Origin of the sequence: Neolewinella lacunae (assembly GCF_014349155.1) — a bacterium.
GTDB classification, from domain to species: Bacteria; Bacteroidota; Bacteroidia; order Chitinophagales; family Saprospiraceae; genus Neolewinella; species Neolewinella lacunae.
The window spans coordinates 1-18,607 of the sequence record NZ_JACSIT010000085.1 but is presented as its reverse complement, the minus strand read 5'-3'; the positions used below and the strand labels follow the sequence as shown (position 1 = coordinate 18,607).

Annotated in this window: 17 protein-coding genes; 13 read left to right on the top strand and 4 right to left on the bottom strand. The window is 59.0% G+C overall.

Annotated features, from left to right (window positions below; all coding sequences use genetic code 11):
• Nucleotides 1–82: 82 nt before the first annotated feature.
• Nucleotides 83–439, top strand: a complete 357-nt coding sequence (locus H9S92_RS07520; RefSeq protein WP_187466099.1) for a hypothetical protein — start codon at nt 83–85, stop codon at nt 437–439.
• 199 nt (nt 440–638) lie between these two features.
• Here H9S92_RS07520 and H9S92_RS07515 read toward each other — a convergent pair whose 3' ends face one another.
• The 4 genes from H9S92_RS07515 to H9S92_RS07500 form a co-directional block, all read right to left on the bottom strand.
• The gene (locus H9S92_RS07515; protein ID WP_187466098.1) at nt 639–1,760 is read right to left on the bottom strand and encodes a cysteine desulfurase family protein; all 1,122 of its coding nucleotides are present in this window, start codon (nt 1,758–1,760) and stop codon (nt 639–641) included.
• 88 nt (nt 1,761–1,848) lie between these two features.
• Nucleotides 1,849–2,622, bottom strand: coding sequence for an exodeoxyribonuclease III (locus H9S92_RS07510; protein ID WP_187466097.1), 774 nt, complete (start codon nt 2,620–2,622; stop codon nt 1,849–1,851).
• A gap of 185 nt (nt 2,623–2,807) precedes the next feature.
• Nucleotides 2,808–3,284 carry an acyl-CoA thioesterase gene (locus tag H9S92_RS07505; RefSeq protein WP_187466134.1) on the bottom strand — a complete coding sequence of 159 codons (477 nt, stop codon included), beginning with the start codon at nt 3,282–3,284 and terminating at the stop codon, nt 2,808–2,810.
• 55 nt (nt 3,285–3,339) lie between these two features.
• Nucleotides 3,340–3,744 (bottom strand): hypothetical protein, encoded by a 405-nt coding sequence (locus H9S92_RS07500; protein ID WP_187466096.1) that lies wholly within the window; start codon nt 3,742–3,744, stop codon nt 3,340–3,342.
• A gap of 175 nt (nt 3,745–3,919) precedes the next feature.
• Here H9S92_RS07500 and H9S92_RS07495 point away from each other — a divergent pair, with 175 nt between their 5' ends.
• The 12 genes from H9S92_RS07495 to H9S92_RS07440 form a co-directional block, all read left to right on the top strand.
• Nucleotides 3,920–4,585 carry an IMPACT family protein gene (locus tag H9S92_RS07495; RefSeq protein ID WP_187466095.1) on the top strand — a complete coding sequence of 222 codons (666 nt, stop codon included), beginning with the start codon at nt 3,920–3,922 and terminating at the stop codon, nt 4,583–4,585.
• Between the two features lie 48 nt (nt 4,586–4,633).
• On the top strand, nt 4,634–5,743 hold the full coding sequence (locus H9S92_RS07490) for a TRAP transporter substrate-binding protein (protein WP_187466094.1): 1,110 nt from the start codon (nt 4,634–4,636) through the stop codon (nt 5,741–5,743).
• Between the two features lie 257 nt (nt 5,744–6,000).
• The gene (locus tag H9S92_RS07485; RefSeq protein WP_187466093.1) at nt 6,001–7,047 is read left to right on the top strand and encodes a PorP/SprF family type IX secretion system membrane protein; all 1,047 of its coding nucleotides are present in this window, start codon (nt 6,001–6,003) and stop codon (nt 7,045–7,047) included.
• A gap of 131 nt (nt 7,048–7,178) precedes the next feature.
• Nucleotides 7,179–7,640 (top strand): bactofilin family protein, encoded by a 462-nt coding sequence (locus H9S92_RS07480; protein ID WP_187466092.1) that lies wholly within the window; start codon nt 7,179–7,181, stop codon nt 7,638–7,640.
• The gene (locus H9S92_RS22215; RefSeq protein ID WP_187466091.1) at nt 7,627–7,851 is read left to right on the top strand and encodes an AtpZ/AtpI family protein; all 225 of its coding nucleotides are present in this window, start codon (nt 7,627–7,629) and stop codon (nt 7,849–7,851) included. Before H9S92_RS07480 ends, H9S92_RS22215 begins: the two co-directional genes overlap by 14 nt.
• Nucleotides 7,852–7,912: 61 nt before the next feature.
• Entirely contained in the window at nt 7,913–8,296 is a 384-nt protein-coding gene (locus H9S92_RS07470; RefSeq protein WP_187466090.1) for a hypothetical protein, read from the top strand.
• Between the two features lie 155 nt (nt 8,297–8,451).
• Nucleotides 8,452–9,285: a M15 family metallopeptidase gene (locus tag H9S92_RS07465; RefSeq protein WP_187466089.1), complete on the top strand. Its 834-nt coding sequence runs from the start codon at nt 8,452–8,454 to the stop codon at nt 9,283–9,285.
• A gap of 98 nt (nt 9,286–9,383) precedes the next feature.
• Nucleotides 9,384–9,728 (top strand): hypothetical protein, encoded by a 345-nt coding sequence (locus tag H9S92_RS07460; RefSeq protein WP_187466088.1) that lies wholly within the window; start codon nt 9,384–9,386, stop codon nt 9,726–9,728.
• A 95-nt stretch (nt 9,729–9,823) separates the two neighbouring features.
• The gene (locus H9S92_RS07455) at nt 9,824–12,175 is read left to right on the top strand and encodes an alpha/beta hydrolase family protein (protein WP_187466087.1); all 2,352 of its coding nucleotides are present in this window, start codon (nt 9,824–9,826) and stop codon (nt 12,173–12,175) included.
• A 298-nt stretch (nt 12,176–12,473) separates the two neighbouring features.
• Nucleotides 12,474–16,019, top strand: coding sequence for a choice-of-anchor I family protein (locus tag H9S92_RS07450; protein WP_187466086.1), 3,546 nt, complete (start codon nt 12,474–12,476; stop codon nt 16,017–16,019).
• Between the two features lie 163 nt (nt 16,020–16,182).
• Complete coding sequence (locus tag H9S92_RS07445; protein ID WP_187466085.1) at nt 16,183–17,601, top strand: S41 family peptidase; 1,419 nt, start codon at nt 16,183–16,185, stop codon at nt 17,599–17,601.
• Between the two features lie 206 nt (nt 17,602–17,807).
• A partial coding sequence (locus H9S92_RS07440; protein ID WP_187465446.1) for a transposase occupies nt 17,808–18,607 on the top strand: 800 nt, incomplete at its 3' end.

Sequence of the window (18,607 nt, the reverse complement as noted above, 5' to 3'; positions counted from 1 at the left end):
ATGTAAAAAGTGTGCCTACATTAGCTATTGCTACACCTTACGTGGTGCAGTAAATTTCCCTTTTCTAAACTATACCATAATCATGACGAAAGAAAGAATTGGCATGGCCCTCTGGGGCCTCGTTGGCATCGCCCTGCTGGGCAGCAGCATTATGAAACTCATCGGCGGCGAGGAAGTGGAGGCCATGTTGGGCAAAAATGCACTCTATCTGGGGCTGATTGAGCTCACCTGCGTAATCGCTATGTTTCTTCCCGCCACGCGCAGCCTGGGCTTTTTCCTCTGCGCCAGCTACCTCGGTGGCGTCATCGCTACGGAGTGGATCAATGTTGGGGAGGCACCTATTCCCGGCGTAACGCTCAGTACCCTGCTCTACGTTGGCATCGCCCTCTACCGCCCGGCCGCCATGGGTTACCTGCTGGGGGGCAAGGATAAGGTCTAGGAGAATCAGTGGTTCGAAAATGGTGGAGCCGGCAAGCTTGTAGCCCAAGGAGTGACTTGGAGTAGAGCATGGAGTGGCTTGGAGTTTCATGAGGTGAAGGCGACAACGCTTAGCCCTTCTTCGTGTCCTTAGTGGTTCAAAAAAAAAGCGAAGCTCAAAAAACGCAGCACTTAAATAAAGCTCCGCAGGAGCTACCCACTTACAGCATCCCCCCCAACTTCTCCACCACCGCATCCAACTCCGACTTGGTATTGTGGTGGCTGAAGGAGAAGCGGATCGTGTGGCGCGGGCTCCCCGGGTAAAGGTGGCCGATGACGTGGCTCCCCACGTCAATACCGCTGGAACAGGCCGACCCTCCGCTGGCGGAAATCCCCGCCATATCGAGGTTCATCAACAGTAATTCGCCCTTAGCGCTGGCCGGGAGACTGACGCTGAGCACTTTGAACATGCCGTTTTCGGGGTCGCCGTTGAAGCGGATGTCCGGGTATTGCTCCGTCAGGCGACGCATAAAGTAGGCCTTCAGTTCGGCGATCGTGGCCGCCCGCTGCTCCCGCTCCGCCGCAGCGCGTTCCAGGGCTGTGGCCAGGCCGACGATGCCGTAGATGTTCTCCGTGCCCCCGCGCATGTTCCGCTCCTGCGCCCCGCCATCGAGGTAGGGCTTGATCTGGTTGTTGTTGTTCACGTAAATGAAGCCCACGCCCTTGGGCCCGTAAAACTTATGGGCCGAACCCGAGAGAAAGCTGACCTGCGTCGCATTCAGGTCAATGGGCAAAAAACCCATGGTTTGCACCGTGTCGCAGTGGAAATAAGCCCCCGCTGCGGTGCAGAGGGCACTGACCTTTTCCAGGGGCAGGAGGTTGCCGATTTCGTTATTGGCGTGCATCAGGCTGACCAGCGTTTTTTCCTGGCTGGCGGCCAGGCGCTGCTCCAGATCGGCCAGGTCGATGTTGCCCTTCGCGTCGGTGCCCACCATTTCAATGCGCGCTACGCCCGCCGCGCGAATGCTGTCAAGGCTGTGCAAAACGCAGTGGTGCTCCAGCGGGGAGGAAATAATGCGGGTCACGCCCAGATCGCGGACGCTGTTCTTCAGGGCCATGTTGTTCGCCTCGGTCCCCCCGGAGGTAAAAAAGATCTCCCCAATGCTGCAATTCAGGGTATTTGCTACCGTCTTGCGGGCCTTTTCGATGAGGGCCCGGGCCTGCCGCCCTTCGGCGTGGATGCTGGAGGGGTTGCCGTAGTGCTTGGCCATCACCTCGGTCATGGCCGCCAATACTGCAGGATCAAGGGGCGTCGTAGCGGCGTTGTCAAGAAATATCCGCATGGATTAGTTTTGGTTGTTACTGGTCAGGAAAAAATGGCCGAAAAAGAGCGCAAAAATAGTGGGGCCCGCCCGGAAGCAGGCAAGGGCTTTACAGGGCCAGGTCGAGTAAAATCGGGCAATGATCGGAATGCACGGCATCTTTAAGGTGCTCCACCCGGGTAACTTTATCGATCCACCCCGGGCTGAGGCTGTGGTAATCGATGCGCCAGCCTTTGTCGTTGTTGCGGGCGTTGGCACGAAAACTCCACCAGCTGTAGGCCTGCCCCGTGGGGTGGCGGTGGCGGTAGACGTCAATCAGGCCCGTTTCCGCAAACCACTTCGTCATCCACTTCCGCTCGTCGGGCAGGAAGCCCGAGCTGTTCTGGTTGGTCTGTGGGGAGTGGAGGTCGATTTCCTGGTGGGCAATGTTGTAGTCGCCCACCACCAGCAGGTTGGGGCGATCCTTTTGCAGGCGCTGTACGTAGGCCAGGAAGTCGTCCAGAAAGCGGTACTTAAATGCCTGTCGCTCATCTCCCTGCCCACCGTTGGGGAAGTAGCAGTTGAGGATGGTTAGGTCGCCGAAATCAGTGCGCAAAACGCGGCCTTCCCGGTCGTAGTCCTCCATGCCAAAGCCCGTCTCGGTCAGTTCCGGCGGCAGTTTACTCAGGGTCAGCACCCCGCTGTAACCTTTTTTGCTGGTGGCGCTGTGCCACTGCTGGTAAGTGTAGCCGGCGGCAATCAGCTCGTCGGTGTCCACCTGGTCGGCGTGGGCCTTGGTTTCCTGAAGACACAAAATGTCGATATCGGTTTGGGCCGCCCAGCTGGCCAGGCCCTTGGTCAGAGCGGCGCGGATGCCGTTCACGTTGTAGGTAACAATACGCATGGCGCGAAGGTAAGACGGCCATTGGCAATTTCCCGGCGGATTAGGTGGGCGCGGACGCAGGTGCTCACCTCAAGATAAGGAGCAAGGGGAGTCGGCCCCCGCCGTAGCTACCACCCCGAGCCACGGACCAGTGAAAAAAGCAAGGCCCTAACCCCTCACGATCAGAAGCTTAAGCGGACAACTGCTCAACCGAAAATTTCGCGCAGGTTTTTCGCCTCGCCGGGTTTCATGCGGCCGGCGAGGACCAGGCGCAGTTCCCTCCGGCGCAGGGCGGCGGCAAAGCGCTGCTCTTCGATTTCGGAAAGGGGCATCACCTCCGGCACGGGTACGGGGGTGCCGTTGTCTTTGTCCAGCGCCACAAAAGTGAAGTAGGCGTGGTGGGTCCGGCGGGCGTTCTGTCCCTGCATGCTGGCGGCGGTAGCTTCCACGTACACCTCCAGGCTCGTGTTGAAGGCCCGGGTGACGGTAGCCTCCAGCGTAACCACCTCTCCGTTGCGGATGGGTGAGCCAAAGGCCACGTTGTCAACGGAAGCCGTTACTACCGGCCTGGCGCAGTGTTTGCCGGCGCAGATGGCACAGGCGATGTCCATCCAGCGGAGCATGTTGCCACCCATCAGGTTGTTCTGTGGGTTGGTGTCGTTGGGCATCACGAGCTCAGACATGATCGTCCGGCTGTCGGCCACTTTTTTGGGGGTTGGTCGGGGCAAAAGACTGTATTTACCGGAGCATTACACCGGGTGAATTGAGAACGGGTACGGCTTCGAGGGCCTCCGCCGAAATGGCACCGGCCTTAAAGATGAAGCGCTTATCGAGCAGGGTATCCGCGTCATTAAAGCTGATCCAGTATTCATTCTGGATGCCGAAAAGTTCGCTTTGGATGGGTTCCACGCGGATGGCCGTATAGGCAGGTAGCTGCTGGTGGAAATGCCGCAGAACGGTGGTCGTCTTGTCCCGTCCATCCAGTATGCCGTGGCCCTGGCTGGTGATCAGGACATTCTCCATCGGGTCGTCGCGGAGGTTGACGAGGTAGATGTCCCAAAGTACTTCTTCCACGTTGCCGTTGCGCGGTACGGCGGCCACGATGACGTCTTCTACTTCGGGGGTGATAATGTCTCGTTTCATGGGATTTGCTTTAAAAAAGTGGGTAGGGTGGGTGCTGCGCCGCGAAGATAAGCTTTTCTTTGTTCCTTTGCTTGTTTTGGTACTTTATCTAAGGTTATCACTTTACTAAATTTCCTTCCCTCTTTCCGTTCCACCTCCAGCCCTGCATCCATTCATTCCCTTATTCCCGCCCTGCATGTCTTCCGCTCCTCCCGATGCCTACCTGATTCCTGCCGCCGACGGTAGCGGGGAATTCCGGGACCGCGGCAGTAAGTTCGTGGCGGCTCTCTGCCACGTGCGCACCGAAGCAGCGGCCCTGGCTGCCGTGGACGCCCAGCGCCGGGCCCACCCCAAATGCAACCACCACTGCTATGCCTACCGATTGGGGCCGGGGGAAGACCGCTGGCGCGCCAACGACGACGGCGAACCCAGCGGCACGGCCGGCAAACCCATCCTCGGCCAGATTGATAAAGTGGGCTGGAGCGACGTAGTCATCGTCGTCTCCCGCTACTTCGGGGGGACCAAGTTGGGCACTTCGGGACTGATCAACGCCTACCGCGAAGCCGCCCGCCTGGCCATCGAGGCCACCCCCGGCACCTTCCAACCGCTCACTACCGCCGTTACCCTGCGTTTTGGCTACGACCTGATGGGGCCCGTCCTCTCCGCCCTCTCCGTACTGGGCCTGGACATGGAAGACCAGGACTTTGGCAGCACCGCCACGGTACGTCTGGCCCTGCCCCGGAGTACGACTGCCGCGACGCTGCGGGCACTCAAGGCGGCCGTCGCTGGCGTCTATCTGGAGTTGGTGGACGACGATTATGCCGTAGCGGGCCTGGAGATTGCCATTGCCGAAGGGGAGTGATCGGGGTGGCCTTCCATCATCAGCTATGCGTAGCCTAAATTTAGCCCAATGAAACGTTCCACCTTTTTCAAATCGCTGGCCGCCGGCACCATTTCTCTGCCCATCTTCCTGCGCCTGCTGGGCGGGCGGGGCCACGCGCAACACCGGGCATCCACCGTGAGTGGGGAGCAGTACAACTGGAAGATGGTTACCACCTGGCCGCCCGGTTTCCCGGTGCTGGGGGAGGGCTGCCAGCTGGTGGCCGACCTCTGCCGGAAGATGTCGGGCGGGCGGCTCAACATTACGGTGTACGGGGGCGGCGAGCTCGTCCCCGCCCTGGAAGCATTCGACGCCGTCCGGCAGGGGGCTGCCGAGGTAGGCAGCGGCGCGGCGTACTACTGGGCGGGCAAGGTACCCGCCGCGCAGTTCTTCGCCGGCTTCCCCTTCGGCTTCAACGCCCAGCAGATGAACGGTTGGCTGCTCAGCGGCGGCGGCATGGAACTGTGGCGCGAACTCTACGCCGCCCACAACCTGGTGCCCTTCGTAGGGGGCAATACCGGCGTGCAGATGGGCGGCTGGTTTAACCGGGCGATCAATACGGCCGAAGACTTTAAAGGCCTCAAGATGCGCATGCCCGGCCTCGGCGGCAGGGTGCTCGAAAGACTCGGGGGTACACCAGTCCTGCTGCCCGGCGGCGAACTATACACCGGCCTCGAACGGGGCATCATCGATGCGGCCGAATGGGTAGGTCCCTACCACGACTACGTCATGGGCTTCCACGAAATCGCGAAGTACTACTACTACCCCGGCTGGCACGAACCCGGTACCGCCTTTGAGTATTTCGTCAACAAAGAAAAATACGAAGCTCTGCCCGAAGACCTGCAGGAAATTTTCCACGCCGCCACCCACGTCTCCAACCTTTACATCATCTCCGTCTTCGAAGCCAGGAACGGGGAATACCTCAACAAACTCCGCGCCGTTGATACCCTGCAGATCCTCCCCTTCCCGCCGGAACTGCTGGCCGAAGCCCGCAAAGCCTCCGCAGCCGTAGTGGCCGAATACGCTGCCTCCGACCCCTTCGCCGCCCGGGTATACGCCTCCATCCAGGAGTTCCAGCGTACCGTCGTGCCTTGGTCGCAGATGGCCGAAAAAACCTACTACAACGATTTGATGATTTAGTAAGCCCGGGAAGCCCCGCCGGTAAAATACCAACAAGGCTTACAAAACCGTTAGGTCTCCCAGAAACGTGCCGTTAGGCAAGTAGCCGTCAACTTTAACGGACCGCCGTTACCGTGGCTGTCGGCGATTTGTTTACATTTGTCCCACGTCAACATCAGGCAATAGTTGAACCACCCTGTAAATGCGAACAATCGCCGCACCAGGGCAGTCCAGCTATGAACAGTTCCTCAGCATCCCACAAACCAGTGCAGCTCAACATGCGGTTATTTCACTCCCTTTGCTTCGTCCTCTTCTTTGCCATTGGTCTTCAGGCGCAGGACATCCACTTTTCCCAGTTTTATATGTCTCCCCTCAACCTGAATCCGGCGCTGACGGGGGTGATGAATTGTAACAGCCGCATTGCGGTCAACTACCGCAGCCAGTGGGCGTCCATCCTGGGCAGCTCGGCTTTCCAGACCTACAGCGTCAGTTACGACCAGCGCGTAGCCGTGGGGCGCAACGACTTCTTCGGCATTGGTGGCACCTTTTGGGGCGATAAGGCCGGGCAGGCCGACTTTGCCACCACTACTGGCAAGGTTTCCCTGAGCTACAGCAAAAAAATGGGTGGCAGCCGCAACTTTGGCAACTACCTCGTGGCCGGCGTTGAGGGCGGTGCGGCCCAGCGCAGCCTCAACTTCCTGGCCCTCCGCTGGGGGACCCAACACGACGGTGCCGGTGGCTTCGACCCCGGAGCCGTGAGTGGAGAAACGGGCTTCGACCGCGACCAGTTCCTGTTTGCCGATCTCGCCGCGGGCCTGCTCTGGTTCATGGTTTTCGACGAACACAACAGCCTCTACCTCGGCGGTGCTTTCCACCACCTCAACCGCGCCGACCAGAGTTTCAACAGCGAAGAAAACGAGTTGCTTTACAGCCGCTACACCGTCCACGGCGGTGGTGAGTTTCTGCTGGGCCAGCGCTTCGGCCTCGTCCCGGGCGTCATCGTCATGAGCCAGGGCCCCAGCTTCCAGGTGAACGCCGGAACGAACCTCAAATTCCTGCTCGACGGCGGCCGCAACCGCAGTACGCAGTCTTTCCAGGTCGGTCTCTGGACCCGCATCAGCAACCGCTATGACTCCAGCGTACTGACCGATGCCCTCATCCTGAGCACGCGCTTCGATTACGAGAACTTCTCCCTGGGCTTCAGCTACGACATCAACACGAGCTCGCTCAATACGGCTACGGACGGCAACGGCGGCTTCGAGCTTTCCCTGCAGTACAAAATCTGCGGTGGGCAGCGGCGGGGCGTTTACTGCCCTACCTTCTAAAAGCGTGTCTGAAAGGCACCCCTTTTCCTATTCCCGGCGGAGCGCTGCGGAAAGGCAACAACGGTTTTTCTGAGGCATTCGTTCTACCATAGTTTTTCAGCACCAAAGATTCATCCTCAAGTTTTACAGTTATGTTCGGCAACAACAATGGGAAGGACAGCAAGTCGACCGAGTCCACCAGCAGCAGCAATTCCGGCGGCAGCGGCGGTGGGGTAAACACCATCGATGTCAATACCAAAATCAAGGGCAACATCACGGCAGGAGGCAACATCCGCATCGATGGTACCCTGGTGGGCAACCTCAAGTGCGAAGCGCTCCTCGTCATCGGCCCCAAGGGCTACATTGAGGGCGACGTAGAATGCGTCAAAGCCATCATCGAAGGCAAATTCCAGGGCAACCTCGTCGTAAAAGACGACCTGACCCTGCAAGCCACCTCACAGGTATCGGGAGACGTGAAGGCCACCAAAATGGCTGTCCTGGGCGGTGCCCAGATTAATGGCACCTGCACCGTGCCCTTCAGCGGTACCGCCATTACCAAGGCTACGATGACCGCCGATAACCCGCTGAAAAACAAGACGGGTGCTACCTCTTGACGAGAAAAAGCAGCAGGAACTCCGCAAGGGCAGCCGTAACTGGATCAAGTACAGCGGCATGGCTTTTCAGATGATTGGCATCATCCTGATCCTGACACTGGCTGGCGTTTATCTCGACCGGTGGTTGGGCTGGACGCCCGTGGCTACGGTCATCCTCAGCCTGACGGGTGTAGTGGCCGGACTGTATACTGCGCTGAAGGACTTTCTTTAGTTCCTGGTTCATAGTGTCGTCCCGCTGTTGATGATAGTTGGTGTTGCAGTACCTTTGCGGCATGACTTACCCCCGTTTCTACCGCCTGCTGGCGCTGGCCACCTTGCTCGTGGTGGGTGGGGCCACCCTGGCCCACGCTACTTTGCCACTGACTTACGCCCTGCCCCTGACGGTGGGAACGGCGCTGTTGCTCCTGGTGCTGAGCCTCGTCATTTTCTGGCTGGGCAAGCGGACGGTGCGGGCCGAGAACAAGTACCTTTTTGGCAACGTCTTTATGGGCGTTACGATCCTGAAGCTCGTCTTGTGCGGGGGGCTCATCGTCGGCTACATCCTGCTGGCGGAGCCGGTGAATAAATACTTTGTGGTACCTTTTTTCTTTACCTACCTGGTGTACACGGCCCTGGAAATGTTTTTCCTGGTTAAGTTGGCTGGCGAGAGCAAGTAAAGGGGGAAAGGAATAACGGGGGAAAGGAGTAAAGGGATAAAGGGGGGAAGGGAATAAAGGGGGAAAGGAGTAAGAGGGGAATGCTTACTGCAATATCGACCAGTAAACTATGAACTATCGACTGGTGAACTGCCGCTTCGCCCTATCTTCGCGGGATGAAGATCAGCTTACTCCTTCTCGCCTTGCTGGTACTGGCGTGCGGATCCAAGGACCTGGCCGTGGTGCCTGCTACGGTGCTGGCGGTGGATTCACCGGCCTTATCGCCAACGCTCCCTGCACCTGCGTCCGCGCCCGAAACTACTGCCGACTCGGTGCCCCGCCTACCCAGTTACGCCTACCTGACCGGCAAATTTGACCCGACGCAGCACCCCGACTTCGTGCCGGTAGCCGCCCGCTACACCGACGGAGACCCCTACGTGCTGCACCGCGAGACCTACGCGGCTTTTGAGCGCATGCACGCGGCGGCCCTGGCCGATGGCATCAAACTTTTCATCGTTTCGGCCACCCGCAACTTTGCCCGGCAGCGGCAAATCTGGGAAGCCAAATGGAAGGGTGAGCGCCTGCTGGAAGGCAGGGAAAAGGCCGACGTGGTGTACCCCGAGGCCGCCGACCGCGCCCGGGCCATCCTCCGGTACTCCTCCATGCCCGGCACCAGCCGCCACCACTGGGGCACCGACATTGACCTGAATGCCCTGGAAAACAGCTACTTCGCCAGCGGCGAGGGGAAGCGCATTTATGACTGGCTGCGCGCCAACGCGGCCACCTACGGCTTTTGCCAGCCCTACAGCCCGAAGGGCGTCGCGCGGCCCCACGGCTACGAAGAAGAACGCTGGCACTGGAGCTACCTGCCCCTGGCCCGGCAGCTGACGCAGTACGCCGCCACGGAACTCAAAGACAGTGACATCAGCGGATTTGCCGGGGCGGAAGCCGCTGCAGAGATCGAAGTCTTGCGCCACTACGTCCTCGGCATCAACCCCGAGTGCCAGTAAAACGGCCCAAAATGAATTTTTCCCACACAAAAAAACTTCGGGACACGACGAACCCTTCCGGGGCCGTATCTTGTTCCCCCACGTAAACCACTCTACCTATGGAACTCTTTGACATCAACCGAGTAGCCCTCATCGTCACCCCCAGCGAAGCACTGTTGCGGTGGGCCATCAGCGAAGACCCCGGCCTGGCCGAGGACATTGACCTGGAGGATCCTTCGGACCTCAGCAGTGTTTATTTGCTACCCGACTTCGATGACATCGAAGAAGCCGACGAGTGGCTGGAGGAGAACTATCTCCCCATTCTGGAGACCTTGCTGGACGAGTACATCCCGGAAGACAGTTGGCCGGACCGGCTGGAGTTCAAACACCTGGAAAAATACGCCAAGTATAGCCTGACCAACATCGTCATTGATACGCAGGACGCAAGTTACGACGAGGAATAGGCGAGTCGATTGGCCGCAACGCCAGGCAGCTCCGTTGAGGGGCCATACTTTGTATCCCCTCAAAACAACCATTTTCCTTCTCCTAAGTCCCTCCCTTGTACTACCAAACTCCTTCACCAGCCATTGCGGATCTGGTAAACCTCAAGCCCGACCCGCTGATGCTCTTTGGTCCGGATCGCAACCTGATCCTGATGGCCGACCGCCCGAGTTACCCTTCCATTGAGGAGCTGCGGGAGCCCAAATTGAAGCTGGCCGGGCGGCTGATCAACCCCCATACCTTCATGCCCCACGGCAACCGGGGCTACCGTGCGCCCCGGCTGCGTAACCTGGCGACCAACGAAGAGCGTCCGCTTCTGGGCTTGCCGGCGGAGGGCGACTACCGCTACTTCAACTGGTCACCTTCCGGCCAGCGCTTCGGCTTTTGCCGGGTACTGTCTACCGGCCTGCAAGTGTGGATCGGGGAGCTGAGCACCTTGCAGTGCCGGCCGATTGGTGCCGCCGACCTGAACAACAGCCTGGGTGGCGTCCCCTTTGATTTTGTGGGCGACGACCAGATCATCGTCCGTCGCCGCTTGCTGGGGGTGGTGCGTCCGCCGGACGATGCGCCCATCATCGGGCCCAACGTGCAAGACACCAGCGGGCAGGAAGGACACAACCGCACCTACACCAACCTGCTGGAAACCCAGCACGACGTGAACCTCTTCCGCTACTACGCCGAAGGACAGCTTTATATGGTGGACCTGGTGAGCGGGGAAGAACGGCCCTGGGGGCAACCCGGCATCATCGCCATGCTAACTGCTTCGCCGAACCGGGCCTACTTCATGATTTCCTACGTGACGGAGCCCTTCAGTTTCAACGTACCCTACGAAAAATTCGGCGACCGGGTGGAAATCCTGGACGCCGAAGGGCATTGCCTGGTCGTTCTGGCGGAGCGACCGCCCCAGGAGGACCTGCCCGCTGCGTTTGGCTCCGTCATCACCGGCCGGCGCCGCTTTACCTGGCGCAGCGACCACCCCGCCCAGATTTACTGGACCGAAGCCCAGGACGGCGGTGACCCCCGCAACGAGGCCGAGGTGCGCGATCAACTTTTCTACCTGGAGCCGCCCTTCACGGGTGAGCCCGTACCGAGTATCCAACTGCCCCTCCGCTTCGGGGCCTTGCGCTGGTGCCGGGGCGACCTGGCGTTGGTGATGGACTGGAGCTGGAAAGACCGCCGGCAGGTTACGCGCCGCTGGTGGCCCGACGCACCAGAGCGCCCGGCCGAAACGTGGTTTGACCACAACTGGGAGGACAATTACCAGGACCCCGGGCACTTCGTTTCGGTCAATCTCCCCAGCGACCACGACGTGCTGCTGGCCCGCGACGGGGGCAACACCCTGGTGCTGGTGGGCGAAGGACACAGCCCGGAGGGCAGTCGTCCCTTCATCGATTTGTTTGACGTTGAGCACCGGACGACCCGGCGCGTCTTCACCTCCGCCCCACCCTACTACGAGCGGCCGCTGTTTTTCCTGGATGAATACCCCGATTGGTTCCTGCTGGCCCGCGAGCAGCTTACCGAGCGGCCCAATTTTTACCTCCGCAACCTGGTAACGGATGAAGAGATTGAGCTGACGAACTTCCCCCACCCCTACCCCCAGCTCCGCGATGCGCAGTTTGAGAAGGTACACTACGAGCGGTCGGATGGCGTAAAGCTGTTTGGCGACCTGCATCTGCCGCAGGGCTTCCGGCCGGGCGTGGATCCTCCCCTGCCCGTACTGATGTGGGCCTACCCCCAGGAATTTAAAGACGCGGAAAAAGCGGGGCAGGTGACGAGCAGTCCGTACCAATTCACGCGCATCTCCCCGCTGGCTCCCCTACCCTTTTTGGCCAGTGGCTACGCGGTTTTTGACGACTTTGCGATGCCGATTGTGGGCGAAGGCGACGTAGAGCCGAACGAAACCTTCATCGATCAAGTACAGATGAATGCCGAGGCGGCCGTGCGTCGCCTGGTGGACATGGGGGTAGCGGACCCGGCCCGGATCTACGTTGGCGGCCACAGTTACGGGGCTTTCATGACGGCCCATTTGCTGGCCCATACCCGTTTGTTTGCGGCGGGCATTGCGCGCTCGGGGGCCTACAACCGCACGTTAACGCCCTTTGGCTTCCAGGCCGAAGAGCGGAACTTCTGGGAAGTCCCCGACACCTACATCAACCTTTCGCCCTTCGTACACGCTAATAAAATCAATGCTCCGCTGCTCCTCATTCACGGAGAGGAGGACACCAACAGCGGCACTTACCCCATGCAGAGCAAGCGGATGTTTGCCGCGCTCAACGCCCTGGGCAAGACGGCGCGACTTTGCCTGCTGCCCTACGAGGACCACGGCTACGCCGCCGAGGAAAGCATCCTGCACATGCTTTGGGAAATGGAGACGTGGATGGGGAAGCACTCATTGGGCCATAGTTCATAGTTCATAGTTCGTAGTTCAGTAGTGGTTTTCATCTGCCCCGGATTACGGATGCGGGGCATCCTACATCCGGGGTTATTCAGGTTGGACCCCTACCGGGGCCAGGGCGGCAGGTGCGGGACCATTCCGCGGGAAGAAATTTGCGCTTAATCTTCTGTTTACCTGACTCTCATAAGACGGGACTTTCCTTAGCTTTAACTTCAGATTGACTTAACGCACTGCGGATACTTTTGCGGGATTATCGCTACTGAGCGGCTATACGGCCCAAACACTAGCACTTCAATTCCTCAAAAGCACGCAAATGAGAGCAATTCTACTCCTTTTCTCCCTTTTCTTCACCGGTGCTTGGGCCTTTGCCCAGGGTACCGGAGACCTGTCGTTCATTGCCTGGAACGCCGATGGCGACGACGGCTTTGCGATGGTCACCTGGGTCGAACTGGCCCCTAACACCACCATCCTTTTCCGCGATGAAGAATGGGACGGCAGTGCCTTCGGTACCGGCGAAGGCCAGGCCGAATGGAATACGGGCGACGTGGCAATTCCTGCCGGCACCGTCATTCTTTTCCAAAACACGAGCACCCCGACGCCCACGGTTTCCTTTGGCACCCTGAGCAATACCGACATTGCCCTGAGTGCCACCAGCGAGGGTATTTTCTGTTTCATTGGTACGGATACCCAAACGCCCAGCACCTTCATCTGCGCCATCGGTAATGCGGGAGAATCCGTCGCCTTTGGCACCTTGGCTGGCACGGGGCTAAGCGTAGGGACTACGGCCATCGTGCTCCCGTCCGGCGCAGACGTAGCCGAGTACGTTGGTCCCCGCACGGGCCTCGACGTAGGGGGCTACCAACTGGCCCTCAACGACAATGCCAACTACCTTACCCAAGACGGCAGTGGAGACCAGCACAACGACGGCACGGCCCCGGATGAGCCCTTCAGCACCACGCCGTTCGAAATTTCGGATATGGACCTGACGCCGCCTTCGGCCGTGGGCGTCACCATCAATTCCAGCACGCAGCTCACCATCCAGTACAGCGAAGCCATCACACCTGCATCCGCCGAAGCGCTGGCGAACTACCTGCTGGCTCCTGCGGTCAGCATTGTGTCGGTGGTTTATGACGTGGACAATAACCGGGCGGTGCTCACCCACGCTGGCTTCACTACCGCCGTGGCGTATACCCTGACGGTTAGTGGCCTGGAAGACCTGGCCGGCAACGTACAGCTTACGCCCAGCGTCTTCACTGATCTGCTCGTCAACGCCGCCCGGCCCAACCTGCGGATTACCGAGATCATGTACAACGCACCGACGGGTGCTAACGAGCTGGAATTCGTAGAAATCTGGAACTTTGGAGCCGAAGCCGTTGAACTCGGTGGTTTTGTTTTCCGCGACGAGGCCAACTTCGTCTATACTTTCCCGGCCGGCGAACTGGCGGCCAACACTGGCCTCCTCCTGGCCAGCGACGCCGACGGTGCTGCGGCCTTTTACACCGGCGCTACCTTTATCGATCTGCCCGGCTCGGGCAACCTGCTCGGCAACGGCGGCGAAGCCCTCCAGCTGCTCAACAGCATCGGCGACGTGATCGATGCCGTAGAATACGACGATGCTGCCCCCTGGCCGCTCGCCGCAGACGGCAGCGGACCGTCTCTGGAACTCTTCAGCCCCGAACTCGACCAAAACCTCGGCACCAGCTGGATTGCCTCCCTGAACGTGGTGGGTAATCTCGGTGGGATTGACGTACTGGCCTCCCCCGGCACATACGCTGCAATCACCCTGGCCTCCGCTTCTTTCCAGGAGAATCACAGCATCTTCCTCGAAAGCCAGGATACCGTCCGCATCCCCGTCAGCATCCTGGGCAACCTCGGCCAGGGGAGTCTGACCATCGCCGTGGAGTCTACCAACGCCATTGCCGGAACCGACTTCGAGCTGCTCACCACCACGGTGGACCTCGCTACCCTGCCCATGGGCGACGCAACTATTGAAGTAAGCATTGCCGTAGTCGACAACAGTGTGGCTGACAACGCCCGCTACATTGCCCTCCAACTCTCCGGCAGCAACATCCTCGGCGGCAGCATTGGCCGCCACGTCGTTTACCTCAACGACGACGACGCCGAGGTGCCCGTAGCTACCGATGCCCTGGACCTGCGCTTCACCACCAGCTATTTGGTCGAAGGTGGCGGATCGGCCGAAATTCTGGCCCACGACGCTACCACTGACCGGCTTTTCGTGGTCAACTCCATCAACACCAAACTGCACATTCTGGACTTCAGCAATCCCGCTGCGATCACGGAGATCAGCCAACTGGACATGACCGTTTACGGCAGCGCCATTACGAGTGTTGCCGTGCGCAACGGCCTGGTGGCCGTCTCGGTGGATGCGGGTGACTTTGCCACCGGCCGGGTCATCTTTTTGGATACCGACGGAGCGTTCATCAATGAAGTCACAGTAGGCAGCCTGCCCGATCACCTCAGCTTCACCCCCGATGGCAACTTCGTCCTGACCGCCAACGAAGGCCAGCCCAGCGACGACTACACCACCGACCCCGAAGGCAGCGTCTCCATCGTTGATCTCTCCGCCGGCGTGATGAGCGCTACGGTGAGCACCGCCGGCTTCACCGCCTTCAACGGCGACCTGGCAGACTTGCTGGCTGCCGGTGTCCGCATCTTCGGTCCCGGTGCCACGGTGGCCCAGGACATGGAACCGGAGTACATCACTTATTCCTTCGACAGTGGCACCGCCTACGTAACCTGCCAGGAAAATAACGCACTGGCCATTGTTGACATCGCCAGCCGGACGATCACCGATATCCTACCGCTGGGCTACAAAGACTACCGCGAACTGGACAACGCCTTTGACTTCTCGGACCGGACGGACAGCATCGTCTTCGCCAACTGGCCCGTCTTGGGCATGTACCAGCCCGATGCGCTGGACTACTTTGAAGTGGAAGGGGAAGGTTACCTCATCACCGCCAATGAAGGCGACGCCCGGGATTACGGTGCCTTCAGCGAAGAAAGCCGCATTTCGGGCCTGAACCTCGACCCCACCGCTTTCCCCGACGCCGACTTCCTCCAGCAAAACACCGTACTGGGCCGCCTCAACGCCACCACCGCTACGGGCGACACCGACGGCGATGGCGACATTGATGAGATCTACACCTACGGCTCGCGCTCCTTCTCCGTTTGGAACGCTACTACGGGAGCGCTCGTCTGGGATTCCGGCAACGAGTTGGAACGGATTACGGCCGCCGACACAACCTACGGCTCCCTGTTCAACGCCAGCAACAGCAACAACAATTACAAGAACCGTTCGGACGACAAAGGGCCCGAGCCCGAAAGCGTAACCACCGCCACCATCGGAGGAAAGGTTTACGGTTTTATTGGCCTGGAGCGCATTGGCGGCATTATGGTGTACGACCTGAGCGACCCCACTGCGCCGGCCTTCACGACTTACGTCAACAACCGTACCCTCGGCGATGACGAAGGTGGTGATCTGGGTCCCGAAGGCCTGCTCTACCTGCCCCCCACGGAAAGCCCCACCGACACGGGCCTGATCGTGGTGGCCAACGAGGTCAGCGCCACCGTCAGTGTGTACACCATCACGAACGACGAACTGGTCAGCATCAGCGACCGCCCCATCGTAGCCCGCACGATCAAGGTTTTTCCCAACCCGACCAACCTCGGCGTCAGCTACTTTGAACGCCCCGTCAGCTACCGCCTCTACGACGTCCGTGGCACCCTGGTTAAATCCGCCGAAAACGCGGCCTATGCCGAACTCAGTGGCCTCCCCGCGGGCACCTACATCCTGAAATCTACCCAGGGTGAGGTGGCCAGAATCGTGGTCAGCCAGTAAAAATTTGCCCGTTTTTTCTCAGCGGACTATCCCAAATGCTTGGGGTAGTCCGCTTTTATTTTGGCCGGTTTCCGGGTTTTAAGGCTTATTTAAGGGACCTATCCTAGGTAAAAAGCGGCGCGGCAAATACATTTAGGCTCCTGCTTAAAACAAATGCGTTACGATGCTGATCCGCTCCCTGTTCTTTTCTCTTCTCACCCTTTCTTCCCTCCAAGCCCAACGCATGCTCCCTTCTGCGGCGGTGCCGGAGATGGTAGACGCTATTTACACCAATATTCGCGACAGCCACCCCGCCTGTTTTACGGCGGAAGGCAGGGCCAAGGTAGATGGGGCGCGGGCGCAGGTGCAGGGAACGTTGGAAAGGATAAGGATGGCGGACAGCCTTTCGATGCTGGCCTTTACCCAACTGGTAACTCCGCTGCAGGAAGCCACCCAGTGTGGCCACCTGATCCTGGATCCCTACGTGGATTCCCTGCAAAGTCTGGCCATCAGAGAAAACCGTTTTGCCCTGAGCCTTTACCAGGTGGAAAGCGGGGAATTTGTGCTGCGGTCTGGGCTGAAGACCACCACCGACTCCCTGCCCCCGGGAACCGTCATCACGGCTTTGGAAGGCCAGCCGGTGGAGGAACTGGTAGCCGACTTCGCCCACTTCTCCGGCGTCAATGACCAGGGCAATGACGCGGCCAGCCGGACGGTGGCGGCCCGGGTTTTGCCACACTACTGGCAGAAATACTACGGCCTGCAGCGGGAGCTTTCGTTTGAATTCCTGGCGGCAGACGGAAGCCAAGAGGAGCGGACCATCCTGCCGACTCACCAGCCCTACGTGGACGTAAAAAAAGTCAAAACGCCCATCGCCGAAACCCTCTCGCTCGGCTTTTCGGATTCTGGCGAAACGGGCATCCTGACCATTCGCAGCTTCAAAACCATGGAATTTACCGATGGCAATTACTACCGCTTCATTTCTACCGCCATCGATAGCCTCAACAAGCTGGGGACCCAAAACCTGATCATCGATATCCGCGACAACACCGGCGGGTCGAGTGGGCGGATTGAAGCACTGTACCGCTATTTTTCGGAGGTGCCTTTCCAGTTTGCTGCGGCAGCATTGCTGACGGGTCCGGCGCGCGCCACCCCGGAAGCATCGCAGCGCGACCTCAAGGCCTACTCCAGCGGTGCGGTCAGCAAGCGGGAGCGCCGAATGCAGAAAGGCCTCACCCGCTACATAAAGCCCCACAAGCCGGAGCGGCGGTTTAAGGGTGAGGTGATCGTTCTGGTCAACGAAATCAGTTTCTCGGCCAGTGGGATGTTCGCCCGCTACGTGCAGGGCTCGGGACGGGGCAAAGTGGTGGGCCAGCGCACGGGGGCGTCGGCGGGAGTCACCTACGGCGGCAGCAGTAAAACGGACCGCACCTTTATTGGTCCCAACCAGGAATACGAACTCCGCGTCAACACCATCGCCCTGGAACTCCCCCACGCCCGGCCGGGTAACGTAGAGCCCGATGTGCTCGTCCCCATCACCGCCGCTGGCCTGCGCGCTGGCAAAGACGAGACGCTGGAAGTGGCGCTGGGGATGTTGGAGTAGGTTATCTTGGTGCATTAACCAAAACGAGGGGATAAAATCACCTCGCTACGTTGGGGCCTTTCCGGGTCTGGGGACAAATAGTACAACTTACACCAATATTGACCTAAATGAACGGTAAAATATTAGTTGTTCCGAACCACACTACTCTACATTTTTAGAAAGTGCGAAGCGAGCACTACCTTAGGGGTTAACCACAACTCCAACTCATGCTCACTCCGCAACTGCGTAAATTTACTGACTTGTACGGAAAATACGGTCTTGGTGCTACAAAAAACCTTCACTTGATCTGCCAACTTCTCATTTTGGGAAGAACTTGCAGCCTATGGAAACTCAAGGATTATGTCGGCTTGGCCCTCGACAAACCGCTTGTTCAGCCCGCCAGTCACTATCAGCGATTGATTCGATTTTTCGATGCCTGGCAAGACAACGCTGGCTTTATTCTTGACGTTCAGCGACGAACGCTGAGCCTACTTCGTCGCTTTCGTTTTACTCACTTACTCTTGGATGGTACCAGTTGGAAGCGAGGTCAGCAAAAGTATCACTACATGGTGTTGAGCGTTCTAGTCGGCTCCGTGGCCATCCCCATCTATTGGAAACAACTAGGTAAAATTGGTGCTTCCTCCCAAGCAGAGCGCAAAGCTCTGTTTACTGAAGCGATGAAACATCTCGACCTGAAGGGCATGACGCTGCTTGCTGACCGAGAATATGTCGGCCAAGAATGGTTTAAGTTCCTGATTGACAACAAAATAGAGTTTGTCATCCGACTGAGGTTCGGCGACTTCTACCAAGCTGTAGACGAAGCTCCCGGTAAGACTTATCAGCAGATGTATGACCAGTGCCGGAGTCACGGTAAGTTCTGCCGCAAACGTATAAAGTTGGGTGGACAGTTCTATTTTATATCGATGCGTCCTAATCCTAAAGGGACCGCTGGTGATGAGGTGATCATTTTTCTGACGCGCCTCCGACCGGTCAAGAAGACTGTTGACCAATACATAAAGCGTTGGCG